Annotated in this window: 24 protein-coding genes; 13 read left to right on the top strand and 11 right to left on the bottom strand. The window is 40.5% G+C overall.

Annotated features, from left to right (window positions below):
• Position 1: 1 nt before the first annotated feature.
• Positions 2-1,285 carry a Tol-Pal system beta propeller repeat protein TolB gene (gene tolB / locus I2F62_RS03890; RefSeq protein WP_324625707.1) on the top strand — a complete coding sequence of 428 codons (1,284 nt, stop codon included), beginning with the start codon at positions 2-4 and terminating at the stop codon, positions 1,283-1,285.
• Positions 1,286-1,320: 35 nt separating this feature from the next.
• Entirely contained in the window at positions 1,321-1,890 is a 570-nt protein-coding gene (gene pal / locus I2F62_RS03885; RefSeq protein WP_324625706.1) for a peptidoglycan-associated lipoprotein Pal, read from the top strand.
• A 51-nt stretch (positions 1,891-1,941) separates the two neighbouring features.
• On the opposite strand, the gene I2F62_RS03880 is transcribed toward pal, so the two are convergent.
• Positions 1,942-2,145 carry an NF038105 family protein gene (locus I2F62_RS03880; RefSeq protein ID WP_324625705.1) on the bottom strand — a complete coding sequence of 68 codons (204 nt, stop codon included), beginning with the start codon at positions 2,143-2,145 and terminating at the stop codon, positions 1,942-1,944.
• Positions 2,146-2,325: 180 nt separating this feature from the next.
• Between I2F62_RS03880 and I2F62_RS03875 the strand changes: the two genes are divergently transcribed.
• The 5 genes from I2F62_RS03875 to I2F62_RS03855 all read left to right on the top strand — a co-directional run bounded on the left by I2F62_RS03875 (position 2,326) and on the right by I2F62_RS03855 (position 5,715).
• Positions 2,326-3,297, top strand: a complete 972-nt coding sequence (locus I2F62_RS03875; protein ID WP_324625703.1) for a class 1 fructose-bisphosphatase — start codon at positions 2,326-2,328, stop codon at positions 3,295-3,297.
• A gap of 70 nt (positions 3,298-3,367) precedes the next feature.
• A complete protein-coding gene (locus I2F62_RS03870) occupies positions 3,368-4,147 on the top strand; it encodes an RNA methyltransferase (protein WP_324625702.1) in 780 nt (259 codons plus the stop codon).
• Positions 4,148-4,369: 222 nt separating this feature from the next.
• Positions 4,370-4,981, top strand: coding sequence for an RNA polymerase sigma factor (locus tag I2F62_RS03865; protein ID WP_324625744.1), 612 nt, complete (start codon positions 4,370-4,372; stop codon positions 4,979-4,981).
• Entirely contained in the window at positions 4,974-5,306 is a 333-nt protein-coding gene (locus I2F62_RS03860) for a hypothetical protein (RefSeq protein ID WP_324625701.1), read from the top strand. Before I2F62_RS03865 ends, I2F62_RS03860 begins: the two co-directional genes overlap by 8 nt.
• Positions 5,296-5,715: a DUF3106 domain-containing protein gene (locus tag I2F62_RS03855; protein ID WP_324625700.1), complete on the top strand. Its 420-nt coding sequence runs from the start codon at positions 5,296-5,298 to the stop codon at positions 5,713-5,715. The genes I2F62_RS03860 and I2F62_RS03855 overlap by 11 nt, the downstream gene beginning before the upstream one ends.
• A 10-nt stretch (positions 5,716-5,725) precedes the next feature.
• On the opposite strand, the gene hda is transcribed toward I2F62_RS03855, so the two are convergent.
• A complete protein-coding gene (hda, locus tag I2F62_RS03850) occupies positions 5,726-6,439 on the bottom strand; it encodes a DnaA regulatory inactivator Hda (protein ID WP_324625699.1) in 714 nt (237 codons plus the stop codon).
• 27 nt (positions 6,440-6,466) lie between these two features.
• A complete protein-coding gene (cxpE, locus tag I2F62_RS03845; protein ID WP_324625698.1) occupies positions 6,467-7,663 on the bottom strand; it encodes a chloramphenicol efflux transporter CxpE in 1,197 nt (398 codons plus the stop codon).
• A gap of 128 nt (positions 7,664-7,791) precedes the next feature.
• Here cxpE and purM point away from each other — a divergent pair, with 128 nt between their 5' ends.
• Both purM and purN read left to right on the top strand, forming a co-directional pair.
• Positions 7,792-8,859, top strand: a complete 1,068-nt coding sequence (gene purM, locus I2F62_RS03840; RefSeq protein WP_324625697.1) for a phosphoribosylformylglycinamidine cyclo-ligase — start codon at positions 7,792-7,794, stop codon at positions 8,857-8,859.
• On the top strand, positions 8,856-9,488 hold the full coding sequence (gene purN, locus I2F62_RS03835; protein ID WP_324625696.1) for a phosphoribosylglycinamide formyltransferase: 633 nt from the start codon (positions 8,856-8,858) through the stop codon (positions 9,486-9,488). Before purM ends, purN begins: the two co-directional genes overlap by 4 nt.
• A gap of 29 nt (positions 9,489-9,517) precedes the next feature.
• Here purN and I2F62_RS03830 read toward each other — a convergent pair whose 3' ends face one another.
• Positions 9,518-10,324: an alpha/beta hydrolase gene (locus tag I2F62_RS03830; protein WP_324625695.1), complete on the bottom strand. Its 807-nt coding sequence runs from the start codon at positions 10,322-10,324 to the stop codon at positions 9,518-9,520.
• 24 nt (positions 10,325-10,348) lie between these two features.
• Positions 10,349-11,377, bottom strand: a complete 1,029-nt coding sequence (sppA, locus tag I2F62_RS03825) for a signal peptide peptidase SppA (protein ID WP_324625694.1) — start codon at positions 11,375-11,377, stop codon at positions 10,349-10,351.
• A gap of 127 nt (positions 11,378-11,504) precedes the next feature.
• Here sppA and I2F62_RS03820 point away from each other — a divergent pair, with 127 nt between their 5' ends.
• Complete coding sequence (locus tag I2F62_RS03820) at positions 11,505-12,464, top strand: lysophospholipid acyltransferase family protein (RefSeq protein WP_420713710.1); 960 nt, start codon at positions 11,505-11,507, stop codon at positions 12,462-12,464.
• Here I2F62_RS03820 and I2F62_RS03815 read toward each other — a convergent pair.
• The 5 genes from I2F62_RS03815 to I2F62_RS03795 all read right to left on the bottom strand — a co-directional run bounded on the left by I2F62_RS03815 (position 12,435) and on the right by I2F62_RS03795 (position 18,589).
• Entirely contained in the window at positions 12,435-14,861 is a 2,427-nt protein-coding gene (locus tag I2F62_RS03815) for a DNA internalization-related competence protein ComEC/Rec2 (protein ID WP_324625692.1), read from the bottom strand. The two genes, I2F62_RS03820 and I2F62_RS03815, sit on opposite strands and share 30 nt — an antisense overlap.
• A gap of 80 nt (positions 14,862-14,941) precedes the next feature.
• Positions 14,942-15,625, bottom strand: coding sequence for a lipoprotein-releasing ABC transporter ATP-binding protein LolD (gene lolD, locus I2F62_RS03810; RefSeq protein WP_324625691.1), 684 nt, complete (start codon positions 15,623-15,625; stop codon positions 14,942-14,944).
• Positions 15,618-16,853 carry a lipoprotein-releasing ABC transporter permease subunit gene (locus I2F62_RS03805; protein ID WP_324625690.1) on the bottom strand — a complete coding sequence of 412 codons (1,236 nt, stop codon included), beginning with the start codon at positions 16,851-16,853 and terminating at the stop codon, positions 15,618-15,620. The genes lolD and I2F62_RS03805 overlap by 8 nt, the downstream gene beginning before the upstream one ends.
• Before the next feature lie 319 nt (positions 16,854-17,172).
• On the bottom strand, positions 17,173-18,105 hold the full coding sequence (locus I2F62_RS03800) for a DMT family transporter (RefSeq protein ID WP_324625689.1): 933 nt from the start codon (positions 18,103-18,105) through the stop codon (positions 17,173-17,175).
• A gap of 1 nt (position 18,106) precedes the next feature.
• Complete coding sequence (locus I2F62_RS03795) at positions 18,107-18,589, bottom strand: YaiI/YqxD family protein (protein ID WP_324625688.1); 483 nt, start codon at positions 18,587-18,589, stop codon at positions 18,107-18,109.
• A 212-nt stretch (positions 18,590-18,801) separates the two neighbouring features.
• On the opposite strand from I2F62_RS03795, the gene I2F62_RS03790 reads away from it, so the two are divergent.
• Positions 18,802-19,728 carry a hypothetical protein gene (locus I2F62_RS03790; RefSeq protein WP_324625743.1) on the top strand — a complete coding sequence of 309 codons (927 nt, stop codon included), beginning with the start codon at positions 18,802-18,804 and terminating at the stop codon, positions 19,726-19,728.
• A 49-nt stretch (positions 19,729-19,777) separates the two neighbouring features.
• Positions 19,778-19,915, top strand: coding sequence for a hypothetical protein (locus I2F62_RS03785; RefSeq protein WP_324625687.1), 138 nt, complete (start codon positions 19,778-19,780; stop codon positions 19,913-19,915).
• A 64-nt stretch (positions 19,916-19,979) separates the two neighbouring features.
• Here the strand turns inward: I2F62_RS03785 and serC are convergent, their stop codons facing one another.
• Positions 19,980-21,059 carry a 3-phosphoserine/phosphohydroxythreonine transaminase gene (gene serC, locus I2F62_RS03780; protein WP_324625686.1) on the bottom strand — a complete coding sequence of 360 codons (1,080 nt, stop codon included), beginning with the start codon at positions 21,057-21,059 and terminating at the stop codon, positions 19,980-19,982.
• A gap of 349 nt (positions 21,060-21,408) precedes the next feature.
• Here serC and I2F62_RS03775 point away from each other — a divergent pair, with 349 nt between their 5' ends.
• Positions 21,409-22,917 (top strand): TolC family protein, encoded by a 1,509-nt coding sequence (locus tag I2F62_RS03775; protein WP_324625685.1) that lies wholly within the window; start codon positions 21,409-21,411, stop codon positions 22,915-22,917.
• The last annotated feature ends 10 nt before the right edge of the window (positions 22,918-22,927 follow it).

Raw genomic sequence — 22,927 nt, 5'->3', positions numbered from 1 at the left:
TATGAATATGAATCGTAAACGTTTAATTGCTTTAGCAATCATGGCTGTCTGTGGACAAGTCATCTCAACCACCGCATCGGCGCAGTTGCATTTAGAAATTGCCAAGGCGCCCGATCAAGCACCTAAAATTGCAATCGTTCCATTTAGTAACGACCAAAATATTTTCCCTATTGTGGAAAATGATTTAAATCGTTCAGGTCGTTTCTCAAGCGCATCGCAAAATTTACCCTCAACCGCAAGCTTAGATTCAATTCAGGCAGATGCTTGGAAAAATGCGGGCATTCCGTATGTTGTTGTTGGTAAAGTGACACAATCCGATGCCAACAGCTATCAAATCCAGTACCAACTCTATGATGTAGACAAACAAAAATATCTACTTAATGAAGTTTTAACTGCACCTAGCTCGAGATTAAGACAAGCTGGGCACACCATTAGTGATGCAATCTACCAAGCACTCACAGGCATTCAAGGCGACTTTAGCGGTCGTATTGCTTACGTTTTGCGTAATCCAAACACGCCAAACCAACGTTATACGTTACAAATTGCAGACACCGATGGCGAACGTCCATTTACCGTCTTATCTTCGCACGATCCTATTTTGTCGCCAACATGGACACCCGATGGCAAACAAATCGCCTATGTGTCTTTTGAAACCAAACGCCCTGCAATTTACTTGCAAAACTTATCTACCGGACAACGTCAAGTTGTGGCGCATTTCACTGGCTTAAATGGCGCACCAAGCTTTTCGCCAGATGGCCAATCTATGCTGTTCACATCTTCTATGGATGGAAACCCCGATATCTATCGAATGGATTTAAGCACACGTCAAGTTCAACGCATGACCAATGACTCAGCGATTGACACAGAGGCGCGTTATACACCCGATGGTAAAGCCTTTATTTTCACATCCGACCGTGGCGGCTCTCCGCAAATTTATCGCTACACCTTCGCCGATGGCTCAACCAAACGGATTACCTTCCGTGGTAGCTTTAATGCGCGTGGCTCGATCAGCGCAGATGGAAAAAAACTGGCGATGGTCCACCGTCAATCAGGAAGCAATTTTAAAATTGCCCTACAAGATTTAGACTCAGGTGTACTTAGTATTCTAACCCCAACCACCTTAGATGAATCGCCAAGTTTTTCTCCAAATGGACAAATGGTGGTGTACGCAACTCATGAAGGCAACCGCGGTTTATTGTCAATTGTGTCTACCAATGGGCAGTTCCGCCTCAATCTTCCAAGTGAACAAGGTGAGGTTCGTGAACCTGCTTGGGCACCCAAATAACAACTTTTTATCCGATAACTTTCATGGAGTCGAAAATGAAAGCAATAAAATTACTCATTATTCCAGCACTTGCTTCAACCATGATTATGACCGGTTGTGCAAGCCGTAAACCAGCTACGCAAGTCGATGGAACAACAACACCGACTGCAGCTACCAATGTAAATACTACTGGTTTAAGCGATGATGCTGCATTAGCTGCAAAAAATTTAGCTGGCGCTTCATCTAAAGGCGTGACCAATGAGAATCGTGCATTTTTAGCACAGCGTGTTGTTCACTTCGATTATGACAGCACCGATTTATCACCTAATGATTACCAAACTCTGCAAGCACATGCACAATTTTTAAAAGCCAATATGGGTTCTAAAGTGGCATTAACCGGCCATACCGATGAGCGCGGGACACGTGAATACAACATGGCCTTAGGTGAACGCCGCGCTAAAGCGGTACTCAACTACTTGGTTTCTTATGGCGTTAATCCAACGCAACTTGAAGCAGTGAGCTATGGTAAAGAAATGCCAGTCAATCCTGGGCACGACGAAGCAGCGTGGAAAGAAAATCGCCGCGTAGAAATTAACTACGAAGCCGTTCCACCATTATTAAAATAATGCTGGAATTGAACTAAAAATAAAAAAGTCGCTCAAGGTTTGGGCGACTTTTTAGTTATTGTGCGATTTTTTTGTTAAATCATCACCAATTTTACACGATTGCATAGATTCAATCATATCGTGTTTATTGAACTCTTTATATTCCGGTTTAGATTTATATTCAGCCCAAGCAGTTTTGACTTTTTCATCTGAAATATCTTTAAAATCAATTGCTTCACATGGCGTAGGCATTGCATCAAAAGTTTTTGTTGTCATCTTATCCTACCTCTTACTAATGAGAGCTATACTTCAAAATATCACGTTATTTAGAAAATTCAAGTAGAAAAATATTCAGAATTATGTCAAGAAAATTTCTATTTTGCCCCGTTCTCATCTAAAATACCCACCAGCTGTCTAGCCTGATACAAATTGCATAAGATTTGGAGCAACTTCATTATGTCAAACACCACATTATCCCAATACTTAAAACAACAAAAGGGAAATTTAACACCAGCTTTAGCCAGCGTAATTGATGCCATTGCTGACAGTTGTAAGATTATTGACCGCACTTTACAAAAAGGTGCACTTGAAGGTGTTTTAGGCAGCGCAGAACATGAAAATGTTCAAGGTGAAACGCAAAAAAAACTAGATGTTATTTCAAATCAACAACTCATCGACATTTTGCAAGCGCATCCATCTGTTGGTGGTTTAGCCTCTGAAGAACTGGATATTTTCACCCATGCTCAAGAAAATGGTGAATATTTAGTTTTATTCGACCCATTAGACGGCTCAAGCAACATTGACATTAATATGTGCGTAGGCACTATTTTTTCAATTTTGCCTGCCAAAAATGCAATTACTCAAGCTGAAGACTTTATGCAAGCCGGTGTGAATCAAGTTGCAGCGGGTTATGTGCTTTACGGCCCATCGACCATGCTTGCACTCACAGTGGGCGCAGGTGTTGTACTGTTCACGTTTGACATAGACAGCAAAGAATTTATTTTAAGTAAAGATGATGTCGCCATTGAAAGCTCAACACAAGAGTTTGCAATTAACGCATCGAACCAGCGTCATTGGGAAGCCCCTGTTCAGCGTTATATCGCAGAGTTACTTGAAGGCAAAACAGGTGTTCGTGGTAAAGACTTTAACATGCGTTGGGTTGCATGTATGGTGGCAGATATTCACCGTATTCTTTGCCGTGGGGGTATTTTCTTATATCCATACGACTTTAAAAACCCTGAAAAAGCCGGTCGCTTACGCTTAATGTACGAAGCAAACCCAATGAGCATGATTATTGAACAAGCCGGCGGTGCTGCAAGCACTGGACGCGCGCGTATTCTTGATATTCAACCAACCGAATTACACCAACGTGTTCCTGTCATTTTAGGCGCACAAGAAGAAGTTAACTTGGTTACAAGTTATCATTAATTTTTCATTTTTTATCATTTAATATCGAGCATAAGTTCAAACAAACTTATGCTCGATTGGTTTTTATTCTATGTCTATTTTGTATATTGCCTCAAAAGATAATCCTAAAATTAAACATCTACGTGCCTTAATTGAGCAAAATCAATATCGTAAAAAACAACATCAAACTGTTTTAGAAGGCACTCACTTAACGCTAGCATGGTTGCAAAGCCAGCAAGCCATCGTGTCAATCTTTACCACAGAAGCTGCACTTGCCCATCCAGATTTTGAGCAAATTCAGCAGCAATATACTGGACATATTTTTATTCTTAGTGAAGCACTGTATAAAGATTTAAGCACCTTGGGCACCAGTTTGGCTTGCTTAACAATTATTGATATTCCACGAAGTAGTCAGGCGCTGAAGTTTGATGAAGATACTTTAATTTTGGATAACGTCCAAGATCCGGGCAATGTAGGTACCCTGCTTCGCTCTGCTGCAGCGGCAAATGTAAAACAAATTGTCTGCACGCATGGCGTGGCAGCCTTATGGTCACCGCGTGTATTACGTGCTGGCATGGGCGCACATTTTGCACTGAACTGCTATGAAAATGTCGACTTAGCGCAAATTCTGCCACAGTTTAAAATTCCCGTTTTTGTAACTAGCTCTCATCAGCCGCAAAGCATTTATAAACAAGACTTAACCCAAGCCTGCGCATGGATTTTGGGCAACGAAGGACAAGGTGCCTCAGAATTTGCTTTAGAACACGCACAAGCGGTGACTATTCCCCAACCCGGTGGTCAAGAATCGCTAAATGTAGCCATTGCAGGTTCAATTTGTTTATTTGAAATGACCCGACAACGCTTAAATTAAACCTCAACATGCAGTTTTTTATGCGTGAAGATGAATAGACCACAAAATGCTTTTCAGTTTCTTTGTTTATATTCTTTTCACGCCCTATCTTTTTGTCATACAACTCCTTTAAACTGAAAAATAATCAATACGATTGTCAACCTTCTTTATTCATTCAACGTTATTAGTACAAATGCATTGAAAGAATAAGGTGGGTATCCGATGACGGGATTTTCCATCTCTATGGATCTAAAACCAAAAGAGACGCAGTCTGAACTAAGCAGTATCCAAACGGGTACGGCTGAACAACGCCTCAAACATTTTATGCAAGATGTAACAGGTCGCGCTTTGGTGATGATGGAAAATGCAACGCAGGGCCAACAAGGCATTGCAATGGATTTAGTACAAGAAGCCTTTATTGCACTGCATAAAAACTATATAGATAAATCCATTCCCGAATGGTATCCACTGTTTTACACCATTTTAAATAACAAATTACAAGATTGGCGGCGTAAAGAAGCCCGTCGCATTCAGCCCTTTTCTTTTTTTAAAAAGAATGCACTGGATGAAGACGAAGAATTTGACGTAGCCGATGAACAGCAAATCAATCCATCTGAAGCGTTGACACAACTTGCCACAGCAGAAGAAATTCAAACCGCTGTAGCTCAGCTCCCTGTGCGCCAACAGCAAGCATTTATGCTTAGAGCATGGGAAGGCTTTGATATTTCAACTACAGCACAAATTATGGGTTGTAGTGAAGGTAGCGTAAAAACACACTATCACCGTGCGATACAAGGACTGCGTAGCGCCCTGTCTCACCTCAACCCTAATATTGGAGGATCATCACATGAATAAAAATGATGATTTTGCAGATCAAATTACCCAACAACTTGAAAAACTCGCGCAATCGCATGAACAAAAGAAAATTGTCATGCAAAATGTACTTGAGCATGTGCAAGCACAACGTCAGCGCCGGCAAAACATGTGGAAAATGACCAGCTTTGCTCTTGCGGCCACGTTGGCAGGTTTTTTAGTGGTTCCTAATGTGTTTACGCACAATAAACCGCAATCGCAACAAATGATTATCAATACAACGGGCGGTAAACTTTCTCCACAGATGGTCGAAGATTTAGAAATGGTGATGGTTTTTGGTGAGGATAAAAATACTCATGGCAGCTAAAAAATGGATGCTTGGTTTGTGTAGTTTGATGTTTCTACAAACTGGATTCGCAGCTTTCGAAAATTTTTGGCCTTTTTCAAGTAAAACTACGGCAGCTTCGACCGTGGATGACAATTGGAGCGATCTTTCTACAGATCAACGAAAACAGGTTTTACAGCGTTATCAAAACTTAAAAGATATTTCGAATAATCAAAGTTCAAGTTTGCAAAGTCGTATGGACTGGTTTACGCAACTGCCTGAACAAGAGCAACAAAAAATGCGCGAAGCATGGCAACAAATGAGTACGCAACAACGCAACGAAATGCGCTCTCGCATGCAAAAAGCCAAAACAGTCGATGAACGCAATAGCATTCGCCAAGAATATCTACAAAAATTCCAAAGTCTATCTACAGATCAAACCAATAATTAAAAAATTAGAATCAGTGAATCTGTTGATATTCATCAATTAGGGCATAAATTTGGCGCAAATTGGCATTAGATAGCTTGGTTTTTTCGCCTTTTAATAATTTTTCTAAACGCTCTACCGCTTGTAACAATTGTGAGGCTTGGTGTGGCCCATGCAACAACAAATAATCGATAATTTGTTGATCTAAATGCACCCCACGACGCAACAAAACAGACATGACTAAAGCTTGGCGGTCAGCATATAAACTGCCACTTGGCAATTTAACGCTTACTGCTTGGGTTAAACGCGACTGTAAATCAGGCAGTTCTAATTTTAGTTCAATCGGTGCGTAGCGCGATGAAAATACCAATTGCCCACCTTCTTGATTATTATAATTAATCAGGTGAAAAATGGCTTTTTGCCAATGTAACACGCCACTAATCGCTTCAATATCATCTAAAGCAACTAAATCGTAACGCTCAAGACAAGTAATCGCCTCGATCGGTGCATCTAATAATTCAAGCAGTGAAACATGTATAGCAGATTTTCCAATTTCCAAATAGGAATCGCAAATGGCAGAGAGCAAATGACTTTTACCCGTTCCTGCGCCACCATACACATAAAATCGATTCATTAATCCTGCGTGCAGTTGACGAATTGCATCAATGACATGCCCCCAACTTGGCCCAGAGAAATCACTAATTCGAGCATCAAGTTGAGGTTCTATATCCAGTTGTAATTGACGCATAAATACAAATATACCTACAGATTTATTTTAATCTGCGTCAATATTACTTGATTTTCCGGCATCTTGCTGACTTTTTATTTTAATCTCTACATCAGCTAAATTAGAGGTCACTTGCACGTACTCTTCTTCAATGGACACTGTATCGGTAATGGTTTTCGGTTTGCCATATAAGTTGGTTTTTTCATAACATTCGCGCGCATGTTTCAGCAATACCACAATAATTGCAGCCACAGGTAAAGCAACCAACATACCCAAAATTCCGCCTAAATGCGCCCCAGCCAAGACCGCAAAAACCACAGCAACGGGAGGTAAACCAATTTTATCGCCCAATAAAAATGGCTGTAGAATATAGCCTTCAATGATCTGACCGATCATAAACACCACACCCACCAAGAGCAAATGCGTCCAATCCAAGCCAAATTGAAATAATGTTGCGACCACCGCAGAAATAATCCCCACGGCAAAACCTAAATAAGGAATAATGCTCGCTAAACCTGCCACCATGCCAATAATTAAGCCAATTTCAAGCCCAACCACTTGCAGTCCAATGGCATATACAGCACCTAAAAGCACCATCACCAGAAACTGACCCTTTACAAATGCCCCCAAAACACCATGGCATTCACGCACAATTCGCATGGTACTGGCTTCGTATGGACGCGGAATCAGACGACGCATTTGAACAAGCATACGTTCCCAATCTAGCAAAAAATAAAAAGCGACAATCGGTACTAAAATAACAGTCCCGCCAATTTGAATAAAATTCAGTCCGGATTGCGCCAATTTTAAAATCAGCGCTTGAATACTATCGACACTATAATTGGTTTGCACATATCCCATGACTGCATTCGACAACTGATCAGTATTTAAACGCATAGGTTCTAAATTAAAAGTATGCTCAGCCCACGGTAAGAGAGTGTGATTAATCCACGTAATGCCAGCAGGAATACTATTTTTGGCATACATGACTTGTTTCCATAGCAATGGAATAACAAACCAAATGGCAATAAATAAGCCAATCGCAATGCCTAAGAAAACAATACTGGTCGAAAGCCACCGAGGGATATGGTACTCGGATAATTTCCCAACCAACGGGCTAAATAAATAGGCAACTAAAAATGCGCCAACAAATGGCAGCACCACGGGCATAAGGATATAAATCAACCAAACTATTAATGCAATTGCTGTCAAAATAAATATTCGACGTAATGTACGATCGGCCATGTATTCGCCTATTCCTATTCTTGAGGTGATTTATCGAATTATTTTAAGCAAAGATAACATTTATTCGTAGAATTAACGTAAGAATTTCGTATATTAGGGTATAATCTGCCGCCAACACAGACCCCAAGATGAGCAACTCAATGACCTCTAATACTGGCCTAAGTTATAAAGATGCAGGTGTGGACATCGAAGCTGGTGATGCACTTGTCGATCGTATTAAATCTGTAGCGAAACGCACCTCTCGTCCTGAAGTGATGGGTGGTTTGGGCGGCTTTGGCGCACTTTGCAAAATTCCAAAGGGCTATGAAGAACCTGTTTTAGTTTCAGGAACAGATGGTGTCGGAACAAAGTTACGTTTAGCACTAAACTTAAACCGTCATGACACGATTGGACAAGACTTGGTTGCAATGTGCGTAAATGACCTTTTGGTCTGTGGTGCTGAACCGTTATTCTTCCTCGACTACTATGCAACAGGTCATTTAAATGTTGATGTTGCTGCCAATGTTGTTACAGGTATTGGCAAGGGCTGCGAACTTGCTGGCTGTGCATTAGTTGGTGGTGAAACTGCAGAAATGCCAGGTATGTACGAAGGCGAAGATTACGATCTTGCAGGCTTTGCCGTAGGTGTTGTTGAGCAAAGTAAAATTATTGATGGTACAAAAGTTAAATCAGGCGACGTTCTGATTGGTATCGCATCAAGCGGTGCGCATTCAAATGGCTACTCATTACTTCGTAAAATTTTAGATGTTAAAAATGTCGATTTAACACAAGACATTGATGGTCGTGCATTGGCAGATGTTGCTATGGAACCTACCCGTATTTATGTCAAACCTGTACTTGAACTATGCAAAAATGTTGATGTTCATGCTATGGCACACATTACAGGTGGCGGCTTACCAGGTAACTTACCACGTGTTTTACCAAACGGTGCTCAAGCGGTAATTAACGAAAATTCTTGGGAATGGCCAGAATTATTCCAATTATTACAACGCGAAGGCAATGTAGAGCGTTTTGAAATGTACCGTACTTTTAACTGTGGTGTGGGTATGGTGATTGCTGTAGATGCAGCCGATGCTGACAAAACAGTTGAAATATTAACGGCTCAAGGCGAAAAAGCATGGAAGATTGGTCACATCCAAGACAATGCTGAATCTGTTGAAGGCGCTGACGAAAAGATTCGTGTTATTTTCGCATGATCAACATCGCTGTTCTCGTTTCAGGTAGTGGCAGCAACTTACAAGCGTTAATTGATGCTAATTTATCTGGAAAGATTGTAGGTGTTGTGTCAAATCGACCCAATGCCTACGCCTTAGAGCGTGCTAAACAAGCCAATATTCAAACCTGTGTCATTGAACACAAAGACTTCTCTAGTCGCGAAGCTTTTGATAATGCCATGCAACAACAATTGCGTGCATGGAATGTTGACTTGGTTATTTTAGCTGGCTTTATGCGCATTCTGACCGCAGATTTTGTTGTGAAATGGGAAGGTCGAATGTTGAATATTCATCCTTCGCTACTGCCCTCTTACAAAGGCATGCATACGCATCAGCGCGTACTCAATACTGGCGATGTGTGGCATGGTTGTAGTGTGCATTTTGTGACAGCACAATTAGATGCCGGTCAAACCATTGCGCAAGGCGTATTACAGGTCAATCGAAATGATACTGTTGAAAGCTTAGCTGCACGGGTACATCAACTTGAACATTTGGTTTACCCTCAAGTGGTGGAATGGTTTTGTAATCAACAACTGATTTACCAGTCGAATGGCAAAATCAGCCATAAAAACAAGCCGCTCACACGCCCCATTCAGTTTTGCCAAATGTAATAAAAAACGCATCATCAATGATGCGTTTTTTATTGTTCAATGAGCTCACGAATCTGCATCACGGTTTGCTTGGGAAACTCTAATGGAAACATATGCCCACCTCCAGTGACTGAAAAAGGGATATTTAAATGTCGCTGAACCAAATGTGTAAATTTTTGCTGATAAAACACACTTTCTCGCCCCACTAAAATCTGAGCCTTCACCTTAGGCGCAGCCTGCCAAACACGCCACCAATAGGATGGATTCGTTCTAAAAATCTCTACTTCATCCTTCTTTGGAATGGTCAGCGTAACTCCACCGCGCACCACATCATCGGTTAAAGCGTAACGTAAAAAATCATCAAAACAATGTGCGTCAAAGTTTTTATACAGCGCTTTAGGTCGTAGCAATTCTGCGGCTTGTTGCCGCGATTCCCAATGGTCACGCCGATATTTAGACAATCCGGCAGGACTTAAGCGATCGCTCCAATGTTGTGGAAAATGCTTGGCTACATCGAATGCCAACGCGACTTTTCCCATAATAAATGCAGGATCTAGCAAAATAATTTGGCTAAACAATTCAGGGCGTTGTTGCGCAGCAAGATAGGTCAACACCGCCCCCAAAGAATGCCCCAAACCAATCACAGGACGACCCGCGCTTTGCTGCACAATGCTGTCAATCACTTGTTGAACCAAACTTTTCCAATGCTGATCGATGGGATAGCGGCGGTCCGGCCCGATCAAAGGTGTAAAAATAATCTCATAATCGGGTGCAAGTAAGTCAAATAAGTGTTGGTATACCTTAGAAGGTATACCATTGGCATGTGCAAAATGAATGATTGGTTTTAAGGTTTTCATTTTTTTCCAAGCATGAAGGTTGCGTTATTCCAACTCAACCTGTTTTTGGCTACTTAATTTTTGGGTCACAGTTTCACTAAAACCTTGACCAAATTCTTCGCCCATTTTGCCTAAAATGGACTCAAATGGACTATATTGAACTGTATAATCTACAGTTTTATCGATTTTTAACTCACGTTTCAAGCTTTCAAGATTACCTGCACGGTCAGCAATGCCGATTTTAACCGCCTGTGCACCACTCCAAAATAAGCCTGAGAAAATTGCAGGATCATTGGTTTTTAAACGTGCACCACGCCCTTGTTTTACCGCATCAATAAAGTGTTGGTGAACATCATCTAAAACCCCTTGCACATGCGCACGTTGCGCAGGATTAATCGGCTTGGTCATACTCAAGATGTCTTTATTGCTGCCTGAAGTCATGGTGCGGTCTTCTACACCCAACTTCTGCGCTAATCCCGACACGCCATAATTTGGCATAATCACACCAATCGACCCCACCAAACTTGATGGATTCACCCAAATTTCATTGGCAGCAGAAGCAATATAATATGCACCCGAAGCGCCCATATCGCCAATAACAGCATAGACTTTTTTGCTTGGATATTTTTGTTCTAGCACACGAATTTCTTGCCAAATATCATCCGATTGTACAGGTGAACCACCCGGTGAATTAATATTGAGCACAATGGCTTGGCTGTTCTTTGCCGCAAATGCTTTTTTCAGTGCTTTAATGGTATCGTCACTATTGACCGATTTACTACCACTAGAGCCAATGGTTCCTTCAATATCGACCACAGCTAAATGCGGCGCAGCACTGCTTCCTGTTTCGCTGTCATCAGTGCTTGAACAACTACGTAATGTGAGTAACAACACTATAAACAGATAAATAAAGGTTAAGATTTTAAAAAAGATTCCCCAGCGACGCGCTTTTTTCTGTTCATCGACAGAGCTTAACAGTACTTTTTCAAGCAATTGCCATTCTTTGCCAGAAGGCTGTGATGTAGTTTGTTGTTGTATTTGCTCATTTACTGGTTTGGGCGGCCAATCAGACATCCTTGAAGTCCTACTAAGTTTAAATTTCCTTATTATAACGCGACATCAGGCGTGTCTGTTTAAAACATCACTTTTCACATATAATATTTTCTATCCCTAATGACAAAAGATTTTTTCTTCGTTGATCATGTCAAATTCTTATTCTTTTACTTACCGTGCATTGAAATTTATAAGCAAGCAGCCTCTGCATTTCGCCCGCTCTTTTGCTGCGTTATTCGCTTCAATTGCAAATAAAATCAATATTTCAAAAACAGCAGCGGCAGCGAAACTGAATATTCAAATTGCTTTACCTGAATTAACAGATGACGAACATACCCGTATTGCAAAACAAGCCATCCGCAATGAAGTCACCTCTTATTTTGAATTTTTTAATGTTTGGGGTGCAAGCAATAAAAAAAATATCTCCAGAATTCATCATATTCATGGTGAACAAATTTTTCACGATGCGTTAGCACAAGGCAAAGGTGTGGTGTTGATCGTTCCACATTTTGGCACATGGGAAGCGATGAATGCATGGTTTGCATCGTATACCGCTATGACCATTATGTATAAGCCGATTAAGAATCCCGCCGCCGACCAATTTGTGCGTGAAGCACGTAGCCGTGAAAATGCAACCCTTGTCCCAACCGATGAATCAGGTGTTCGCGAGGTCTTTAAAACCTTAAAACGTGGTGGCACCACGGTAATTTTACCCGACCATACCCCAAACATAGGTGGCACCATGGTCGACTATTTTGGTATTCCGTTGGCATCGAGTAATTTATCTGCCAAATTAATTCAAAAAACCAAAGCCCGCGCGCTGTTCTTATATGCCATTCGTAATGACAATGCCGGCTACGATATGTTTATCGAAGCGGTAGATGATGCCATTTATCAAGGTACAGACGTTGAAGGTACGCAAATTATTCATCGAATGATTGAAAATCTGATTAATAAATATCCAGAGCATTATCACTGGAGTTATAAACGCTTTAAGGCGAATCCTGTTTTAGACGATGTTTATCACCTACCGACTCAAGAGGCTTTAGCAACGGTTGCCAAAGTACGCGCCGATAACTTAGTGAAAACCACCGAGCCACGGCTTTAATTCACGTAAATTTTGCTGCTGTAACTCGCCCGAAGCATTGATTCTAAAACGAATCGAGCCGAGTTCAGCAGTGTTATACAATGGAATGTTCAAGTTTTGCAGATGCTTTTTGACTTCAATACTTGGATGCCGATAACGATTGTCAAATCCTGCCGAAGCGATTGCAATTTTAGGATGTAATTGTTTTAAAAATTGGGACGATGAACTGTGCCGACTGCCATGATGCCCCAACAGCAATACATCCACTTTTAAATGCGGATAATCCTGTAAAATTCTTTGCTCTGCCAACTGCCCTGCATCTCCCATCACCAACACATTAAAACTTCCCTTAGCATGTTGATACTGCAAATACAAAACACAAGATAATTCATTACGTTGTTGAGGCACAGCAACCAAGTCGCTTGGCAATGGCGACAGCACATGAATAGTTAAATGATGCTGTACAAACTTTTGCCCCGCCAGACAATATTGAAACGGAATTGAAATATCGAGATGCGGATTTTCATTGGCCATTAAACTGCCAATTTTGATTTCAGGAGCAATGCTGCTGAGCGCGCCACTATGGTCGATATCCAAATGGGTTAAAATAATTTGATCTAAACGTGAAATGCCTTGTTGTGAAAAAAATGGCAATAAAACGTACTGACCAATTCCTAAAATCTGTTCTTGGTATTTGCCGCCAGTATCAATTAAAAGCGTTTGATCTTGCTGTTGCACATACAGCGCTTGCCCCTGACCCACATCTAAAACTTGAAACTCAAAATCTGACAGCGTTTTATTCGGCAATAATAATGGTAAGCAACACAACATTGCCCAAGTTTTAGGTAGCACGCCACGCGGTAAAAAAAGAATGATTAAGCCAATGGCAATAAAAAATAACTGCCATGGCGTAAAATGGCTCCACTGAAAAGTATTTGGAATGGCATACAGCACATCTAAACACCAAACCAGCGCCTGCAAGTTCCACTGTACAATTTGGTAGACACCCAAGCCTAAAACAGGTGAAAACCAAGACACCAATGCCGCGAAAATATCTAGTGGTACGATCACCGCGCCCATCCATGGAACGGCGAGTAAATTTGCAAGCGGGGCAAGCCAAGAGACTTTCTTAAAAAACAATAGCGTGAGCGGCAATAAACCAAGAAATATTTTCCACTGCGACTGAATTGCAAGCCCGCCATAAAAACGCACCTTTGCTTGCCAATTTAAAAGTGCGTGTGAAGGCTGCTGCAAACAGGTTTGGTAAATTCGCAATAAAATAAAACATGCGCCATAAGATAACCAAAACCCTGCTGACCACAGACTAAACGGATCTAAATACAGCATCAAAGCCGCACTATTTAGCAAAATCATGATTGGCGAAATCCGTTGATATAACCACAAACTCGCCACCATAATGCTTGTGGTTAGAAGGGTTCTCCACGCAGGAATTTCAAAGCCGACAAAGGCAGAATAAAATAAAACCCCGAATAAAAAAGGCAGACTAAGTAAAAATGGTTTTGAATAACGCAGATAAAGCTGTGGACAAAACCGAATAATTAATCGATGCAAAAACCAACACAACATTGCAGAAAAAATGAGTACATGTGGCCCAGAAATTGCCAATAAATGACTGATGCCGAGCGCTTGAAATTTCTGTTCTGTGTCAGAATTAAGTAAGCTTTCATCTCCAGTTAACAGTGCCAATAATAAGCCCTTTTGTGCAAAAGGCTGAGCTTGAATAAATAATCGCTGATTAAGGCGTTCTTTTTCAATAGCCATTTTAAAGCGAACCCACCAAGTTTTATGCGATTGAATAAACTGTGGTTGAGTAAGTGCCAACGCCTGTAGTTCGGATATTTCCTGAATGGCTTCAACCTGAATATTGGCTTGTAAATTTTGCTGTAAATACCATTTTTCTTGATCAAACACCCCATCGACCACATAACTGTGTGCCGGATGTACCTTACCGGTGAGCAAATAATAATGTCCAATTTTTAAAGCCGATTCTGACGAATGAACTGAGGATATTTTAACGCGCGCCAGCCAATTCACGGGTTGTGCATGTTTAGATGAATAAATTTGAACTACTTGCTTTGACCCTTGCGCAGTCAATTCATCCATTTGGGCAGCAAAGGCAACGACTTGCACTTGCCGTGGAATGCGTTCAACTAAAGCTAAACGCTTTTCAAAACTGGCTTGTGCGTAAAATATTGCGCAGAGAAATACTGTAAAAACCCAACAGATTTGGCACAGCCATTTAACTTTGCTGTATGTGTTTTTGAATAGATAAAAATGTAAGGCAGTTGTAATTACGCTAAAAAGTATGGTTGCCACAAGCATGGTTTTAGTTAAGTCTGCGGCTACGGGCGTACCCAGTGTTGCAATGCCTAAAATCCAGGCGATAAGAATGAACATCCACATGTTATAAATATATTCTTGTTTTACTAAACGAATTAAAGCCCACTTATGGGGCTTTAACAAGAGTTTGTTTTAATTTATTTTTCTAACCAAAGACCATCTTGCATATGCATAATTTTATTGGCAGATTGAGCGAGCTGTTCATCATGCGTGACAATTAACATCGACATTTTCAGCTCTTGTTTTAAATCGCTTAACAATTCAAAAATGCTCATGGCGGTATTACGGTCTAAATTACCGGTAGGTTCATCCGCCAACACCAATTTAGGGCTGGTTACTAAAGCACGTGCCAAGGCAACACGTTGGCGTTCCCCCCCCGACAACTCACCCGGTTTATGCGTCAGGCGATGCGACAAGCCTACCCGCTCCAACAAGTATTCGGCCTTTTGCTTAACTTCAGCGTATTGTGTGCCATGACGTAGCATGAGTGGCATTGCCACATTTTCTAACGCGGTAAATTCTGGCAATAAATGATGAAATTGATATACAAAGCCCAAATGCTGATTACGTAAATTGCCACGCGTGGTTTCATTTAAATGATCAAAACGTTCCGAGTTCAACCAAACTTCACCTTGCGTCGGGCAATCCAATCCACCCAAAACATGCAATAAAGTACTTTTCCCAGAACCACTTGAACCGACAATCGAAATAAACTCGCCTTCTCGAACCTGTAAAGATAAGCCTTTTAACACTTCAACACTGGTTTTACCATCGGTAAAGGTTTTATTAATGTTTTTCGCTTCTAAAACCATGTTACTCATAACGTAAAGCCTCTGCAGGTTGAATTTTCGCGGCACGTAATGCAGGATAAATGGTAGCAAGGAAACTCAAGATTAACGATACGCCCACAATAATCACTACATCTTGCCATCTTAAATATGACGGTAAATAATTAATAAAGTACGCATCAAACAAATGCCAACCTAATCGGGTATTTAGCCAATCCATAATATTACTGATGCTAGTCGCAAAAATAATACCCAATACTGCACCTACCAGTGTCCCAATCACCCCAATAATGGTGCCTTGCACCATAAAAATTCTGGTAATGGTCGCAGGCGATGCACCTAGTGTTCTTAAAATAGCAATGTCGGCTTTTTTGTCCGTCACCACCATCACCAAAGAAGACACAATATTAAAAGCTGCCACCAACACAATTAAAAACAGCAGCAAACTCACCATCGATTTTTCCATCTGAATGGCGCTAAATAAGTCACCTTGTGTATAGGTCCAATCTGACCCATAAAAATCTTTCGGTAACGTTTTGACAATATCTTGGGTCACTTGTGGCGCTTGAAATAAATCATCAAGTTTCATCCGAATGCCCTGCGCCCCATCTGGCAAACGCAATAATGTTGTAGCATCATTTAAGGCAATATAGCCCAGTGAACCATCGACCTGCGCACCAATACTGAAAATACCGACAATTTTAAATCGCTTAAAGCGTGGCACAATTCCCGCAGGCGAAGGCGTGGCTTCAGGCAAGACCAAAGTCACATAATCGTTCAAACCTAAGCCTAAGCTGTCGGCCATTTGCTTACCCAGCACAATGCCAAAACTGCCTTTTTTTAACGCATCAATACTACCTGCCACCATGTGGTCTTGAATAATCGATACATTTTTTTCAAATTTTGGTTCAATTCCATTTACCATTAAACCCGAAACTTGACCTTGTGCAGTCAGCATGCCTTGTAATTGGGTAAATGGCGCAACGCCTGTGACATGTGGATGTTGCTGTATTTTTTTAGCAAGCTCAGGCCAATTGGTAATAATTTCATTTGAAGATACCGTGGCTTGTGGAATCATACCCAGAACGCGATTTTTCAGCTCACGGTCAAATCCATTCATGACCGATAACACTGTAATGAGTACCGCAACCCCAAGTGTAAGCCCGATCATCGACACTAAAGAGATAAATGAAATGAAGTGATTACTACGCCGAGCACGTGTATATCGCAGTCCGATATACAGCGAAATTGGTTTAAACATATGACCCTAATCCAAGGTTTTTTATCAAGTTTTAACAATATAGCGGGTTAAATCTATTTTAAGCTGATACAGCAAAAAATATTCAACTACTGACTATTGCGCTAAAATTAAAAATGCACATCGTTTGCAACAACGTATATATTGCTGAATAAATAAGTAAAAAGAAGCACCTATTTTTATCTTGTTGCAAGATACGCAGAAAAGACAGCAAAATCTTATCCTGATTCCAATAAAAGTAAACGCTTAATCGATTGATCTTGTTTGGAGTATTGTACAAAGCATGTTACTTGTTACCTGTTTGCGCTTATTTTACACCCATTTATTTAAATTTGGTTTGCTTTGTGGCATTAAAGCGCTTTTCCCACACCTGCAATAGTTGTAAATCTTTGAAAAAATAAATGAATAATCCGCTTAACAGCACCAATGCCCCCAACATCACATGCAGTGAAATTTGCTCGTGGTTTAAGGCCGCGCCGATCAACAGTGCAAATACGGGCGTCATAACATTGGTTAAAGACAATGTGGTGGGTTGAATCTGCTGTACCAATTTAAAATAGCAAAACATCGCTAAAAGAGAAGCCATCAACACGCAATAGACAATTGCAAGGATTGACCTTAACGATGGAACATGTTGCGGAACATCTGCCCAAATAAATGGAATAATGCAACACGAGATTAAAGTCGACACTAAAATTGAACCCGTTGCCTGAACCAATGGTGAAAGTTGCGCTTCAACTTTTTTAACCCAAAAAATTGACATTGCGTAATTAAATACACTGATCAGCATTAAAAAAATGCCCGCAATTTGAATATGCTGTTGCTGATGACTAAAGCAAATTAAGCCCAAACCACACACAGCCACCAACATACCCAACCACTGCATAAAACGTAAAGACTGGTTAAAACACACCCAACCAATTAATCCAGCAATAATGGGCGACAAGCCAAACATTAACGCAATCATGCCTGAACTTAAATACTGCGTTGCCATATAGGTAAAAAACTGGGAACCAATCAGGCTAAATGAACCTGCAACATAACTATGTAATGCACGCGCATGCAGTGCAAATTTGAGTTTTAAGATTTTTAAAAGTAAAAATGCTAACGGACATGCCAGAAAAAATCGGAACAATAAAGCCCAATACGGGTTTAAATCGGTTACGCTCCACACAATAGCCAAAGGCGTAGATGACCAAATCAGCACCAATAAAGCATAGGTTAAGGCGAGATGATATTTAGAAAAAAAGGACATGTTAAACTTTGGTCTTTCGAATTTGACGTTGAATGGTTTGATCTAAAGCACTCGAAAATTCGCGTTTATCGCGGTCATTAATTGGTTTTGGCCCGCCCGTTTGTACCCCTGAACCGCGTAAAACATCCATATAATCACGCAAATGCAGGCGCGCTTTAATATTTTCGGTGGTAAAAATTTCCCCACGAGGATGTATTGCCACACCGCCCTTTTCAATCACCTGCGCGGCCAACGGAATATCTTGTGTGACCACAATATCGTGCGCAGCCATTTGTTTAACAATTTCTTGATCGGCCTGATCGGCGCCACTTAAGACCTGTAACGATTTAATTCGGACAGAAGGTGCAATACCCAGTGGTTGATTGGCAACAAAAATAACATCTAATAAATATCGGTCAGATGCCCTAAAAATAATTTCTCTTAAAATTTTAGGAATTGCATCGGCATCAATCCATAATTTAAAACTGACCACAAAATTACTCATTTGCTTATATGTTGCGCTAGTCTAACAAATTCAATCTGCTTTGGCAGATTTAGCGGTGTTTTCATCACAGAAGAATAAGACATGAATAATTTTTAAGCTAAAAAGACCACAATAACTCTATTTCATGTAGATAATTGTACCTTTGCCCTTGAAAAATACGTATTTATCCTCGATAAACATATAAAACAAGGCAGACAAGTGTGCTTATGACTATGCAAAATAACAGACCAGAAGTCGTTACTATCGATGATACCCATTTTGGCAGCCATATCGAACATTGGAGCCTGTTAACCGAAGAACCGAGTCAAAACGTCCCGACATGGTTAGGCCTTGCCCTTGATGCCCCAATTATGCCAATGGGCTTATGCACAACAGAAGAAGAAATGGCAAACGACGCATGGCTCATTCAAGGTCCAAGCAATGCCACTATTCAATTTACTCAGGTGGTTGCTGTCGAGGACAACCGTCCTAAAGCGGTTCAAATTGCCTTTCCAAGCTTTGAAAACCCGTATGCAACCACAGCACAAGTGGAACGCATTATTCAAAATCAGTCCAAAACTCAGGCGGTTCTGCGTTTAAATGTGGGGCAAAATGCAACTGTGTATGCTTTTGATACCTTGTACTGTGTCAATCATCCACATTATGAAGTTCAGCAAAATTATCAAGTTCATTTAAATGCGTGGGCATATCAATTAGAAATTGTAAATGAACATGAGCACATTGTGGTGGATGACCCTGCCTCAATTAAGCATCACCGCGCACTCAACGAGATTTTGTCTGAACATAACGGGATTGCTCCGCCCAACCTACAAGAACTGATTGATGCATGGCAACCCAAAACTGAAGATGATAAAGCCCCCGTCACTGTCGATTTTTCACAAATGGTGGCCTATTTATATGGTGAAAACCTCGGGCAAGAAGATGAAGCATGGTTTCAAGGTAAGATTGTTGGCAAATCATCCACTCAAGCCATGGATTCAGAATATACCCTGTATGATGTGACTTTATTGCTTGAAGAACATCAAGAAGCTACCCTTGTTCGAATTGCCACCAAAGATGCTGTCTATAAAAATTTTGAAATTGGGCAATATATTCGTGGAAATCTCTGGATTCAGGCTACTATTTATGCTAAAAGGTAAATATATATAAGCTAAGTATAAGTAATTGATCATATTTAGGCAGTTATCAATGAAAATTACACAACAACAGACGTCTAGCATGATTCAACAGCACACCCAACCGCGTATTAAACTCGATTTTGGAGCCATGTGCTTTTTTATGTTGGGTATGTTCTTGGTTGGCTTACTCTGTCATTTTTTATTCTAAAATAATCAATCATTGAATTAAAAAAGGTGCTAAAAAAATTCAGCACCTTTTTTATGCTTAAGATTTATCCATGACGCTGTGCAAAGTCATCCATAAAGCGGACCAATGCCTGAACTGCTTCTAATGGCACCGCATTATAAATACTGGCACGCATGCCGCCCACAGAACGATGCCCTGCTAAATTCAGCAAATGATTTTTCTCTGCTTCTTCTAGGAACAGTTTATCGAGTGAGCTATCTGCCAAAGTAAATGGCACATTCATGAGTGAACGGTTTGCAAGCGCAATTGGGTTGTTATAAAACTCGCTGTCGTCAATATAACCATATAACAACTCAGCTTTTTGTTGATTCACTGTGTGAATTGCCTCGACACCACCTTGCTCGAGCAACCATTCAAACACCAAGCCCGACAAATACCACGCATACGTTGCAGGAGTATTTACCATCGACTCATTTTTGGCTTGTGCTGAATATTTAAGTAAGCTTGGAATTTCAGGTTTAGCTTGGTCAAGCAAGTCTTCACGTACAATCACGATGGTTAAACCCGCAGGGCCAATATTTTTTTGTGCCCCAGCGTAAATCAAGCCAAACTTAGACACATCAATGGGTGCAGATAAAATACTAGACGATAAATCAGCAATTAATGGGGCTTTAGTTTCTGGAATATGGCTAAATTGCAAACCACCAATGGTTTCATTTTCGCAATAATGCACATAGGCTGCTTGGTCTGAAAGCGTCCACTGACTCGCATCTGCAATGGCAAATTTCCCATCAATTTTGGTTGCTGCATCAACAACATGAATTTGACCGTAACGCTGTGCTTCTTTAATGGCTTTTTCTGACCAAATACCTGTATGGATATAATCTGCATGCGCATTTTTACCCAACAAATTCAAAGGAATGGCAGAAAATTGTAAGGTTGCACCGCCTTGTAAAAATAAGACTTTGTAATTTTCAGGAATATTCATGAGTTTACGTAAGTCAGCTTCTGCTTTTTCTGCAACGGCAACATAATCTTGACTACGATGACTCATTTCCATGATGGAAACGCCTTTACCTTGCCAATCCAATAGCTCGTGTTGAGCTTTTTCCAAAACAGCTGTCGGTAAGGCCGCAGGACCAGCACAGAAATTGTACGCGCGCATGATTTTTCCTTTCATGGTTAAACACAATAAAGTTGCCGATATTTAACCATAGAATACCCAAGTGATGTATTTTTCATTGATGAATATTTCTATTTAAATAAGACATATAGCAAGGTTTTTAAAATGCTAAACATCAATTCAAGACACGACATTTAAGCGCTACAATTTTTCATGCTAATATCGAATAAGTTACGTTATAATTCATTCTTTTATAATCAAATATTAAATGCTTATATGTTCACCCCTGTAAAAATATATTCAAAGATGTAGCTACTGCACCTGATTAAATGAAAACCTTAGATTCCACCACATTTTAATATAGATATATAAAACAGCGAGTTAGAATAATATGCCTCTACTTCAGTTTTTAACTATAAAACAAAAACAGCATAATCCCCATTTTTTTGGGAAAAATAAACTTGCGCTTATTCCACTATGTTTATGCTTAACTCAGCTTGGGCACACGCAAGAACTCAGTTATAACGATGCAGAAAATACTGTTTTAAAGCACAGTTATAGCACCCAAGCCAGCGCTGCATTACAACAAGCGGCCAACTTAAATGCCGATGCGCTTAAATATTTAGCCCTGCCCCGCGTCACATTCAACGCCATAGGTTACTCGTTTCGTACCGAAAGCTCGATTCCACTTAATAGCGTAAAAGACAGCATTAAAAATTCTTTTTCACAAGGCTTAACTAATCAATTGTCTGATGTGCAAAGCCAACTGGGGCTGAGCGATGAAGCAGTCAAAGCCATCAATAGCGGGACGCAAGAAGCCGTTGGTCGAGGCGTAAATTTAATTCCAAACAATGTGGATGTCACGGTTAAAGATCACGGATTTACCCCCTCTATTTCGATGATTATGCCGCTTTATACTGGTGGGCTGATTCGTACAACACAAAAGATTGCCCAGTTGCAATCTGGCCGCAGTGCTTTAAATGATCAACAACAACAAAATATTCAACGCTTTGAAGTCATTCAAAATTATTTTAATGTGCAGTTACAGCAACAACTATTTAATGTGGCGCAACATAATTTAAATACCATGCAAAGACATCTTGATAATGCGGTAAAACTGGAAAAACAAGGTTTTATTAGCCAAGGGCAACGTATGCAATTTGAAGTTGCACGAAATACCGCTTCACGGGCGCTCGAAAGTGTGCAAATTGAACGAAGTAACAGTTTGTTTGTACTGCATAATCTACTCAAACAACCAGACGATTTGCAGCTTTTAACGCCACTCTTTATTAATCAACACATGGTGCAAGATTTATCTTCTTTGCTGCAAAGCTACCCACAACAATCTGCGCTTATTCAAAAAATGCAGTTAGATAGCGCAATTGCTGAACAAAATGTAAAATTACAAAATGTAGCGCGCAAACCAAGTATTTATGCTTTTGGTGATTACGGCTTAGACAAACACCACAATTGGATTGTGGGCATTGCGGCACGATATAATTTATTCTCAGGTATTGATGCTAAGAAAAAGGCCGAAGCTGCTGAATTTGAACACCAAGCAGTCGAATTATCGACTGAAAAAAGCAAACAAGAAATTGAGAATATTTTATTTAAAGCTTTTTCAAGCATGCAACGCTGCCAAAAAACCAATGCATTATTACAACAAGATAAACAGGCTGCGCAAGAAAATTTGAGAATCCAAAATTTATCATTTAAAGAAGGTATGGGCACCCCGACTCAAATCATTGATGCTGAGAATGCCTTGAATGCCATTCGCGCAGAAGAAGCCATGAACGCGTATCAATACATTTTGGCATTGGCAACGCTATTGCAAAGTCACGGTTCGCTCGACCAATTTACAAGCTACATCACCTTACCAAATACTGTTTACATCCGTTAAGAGATGCATG

It is taken from the genome of Acinetobacter sp. MD2(2019) (genome assembly GCF_035615615.1).
Classification (GTDB): Bacteria; Pseudomonadota; Gammaproteobacteria; order Pseudomonadales; family Moraxellaceae; genus Acinetobacter.
Note: the sequence above shows the minus strand (reverse complement) of the source record. Positions and strands in the feature narration are given on the sequence as shown.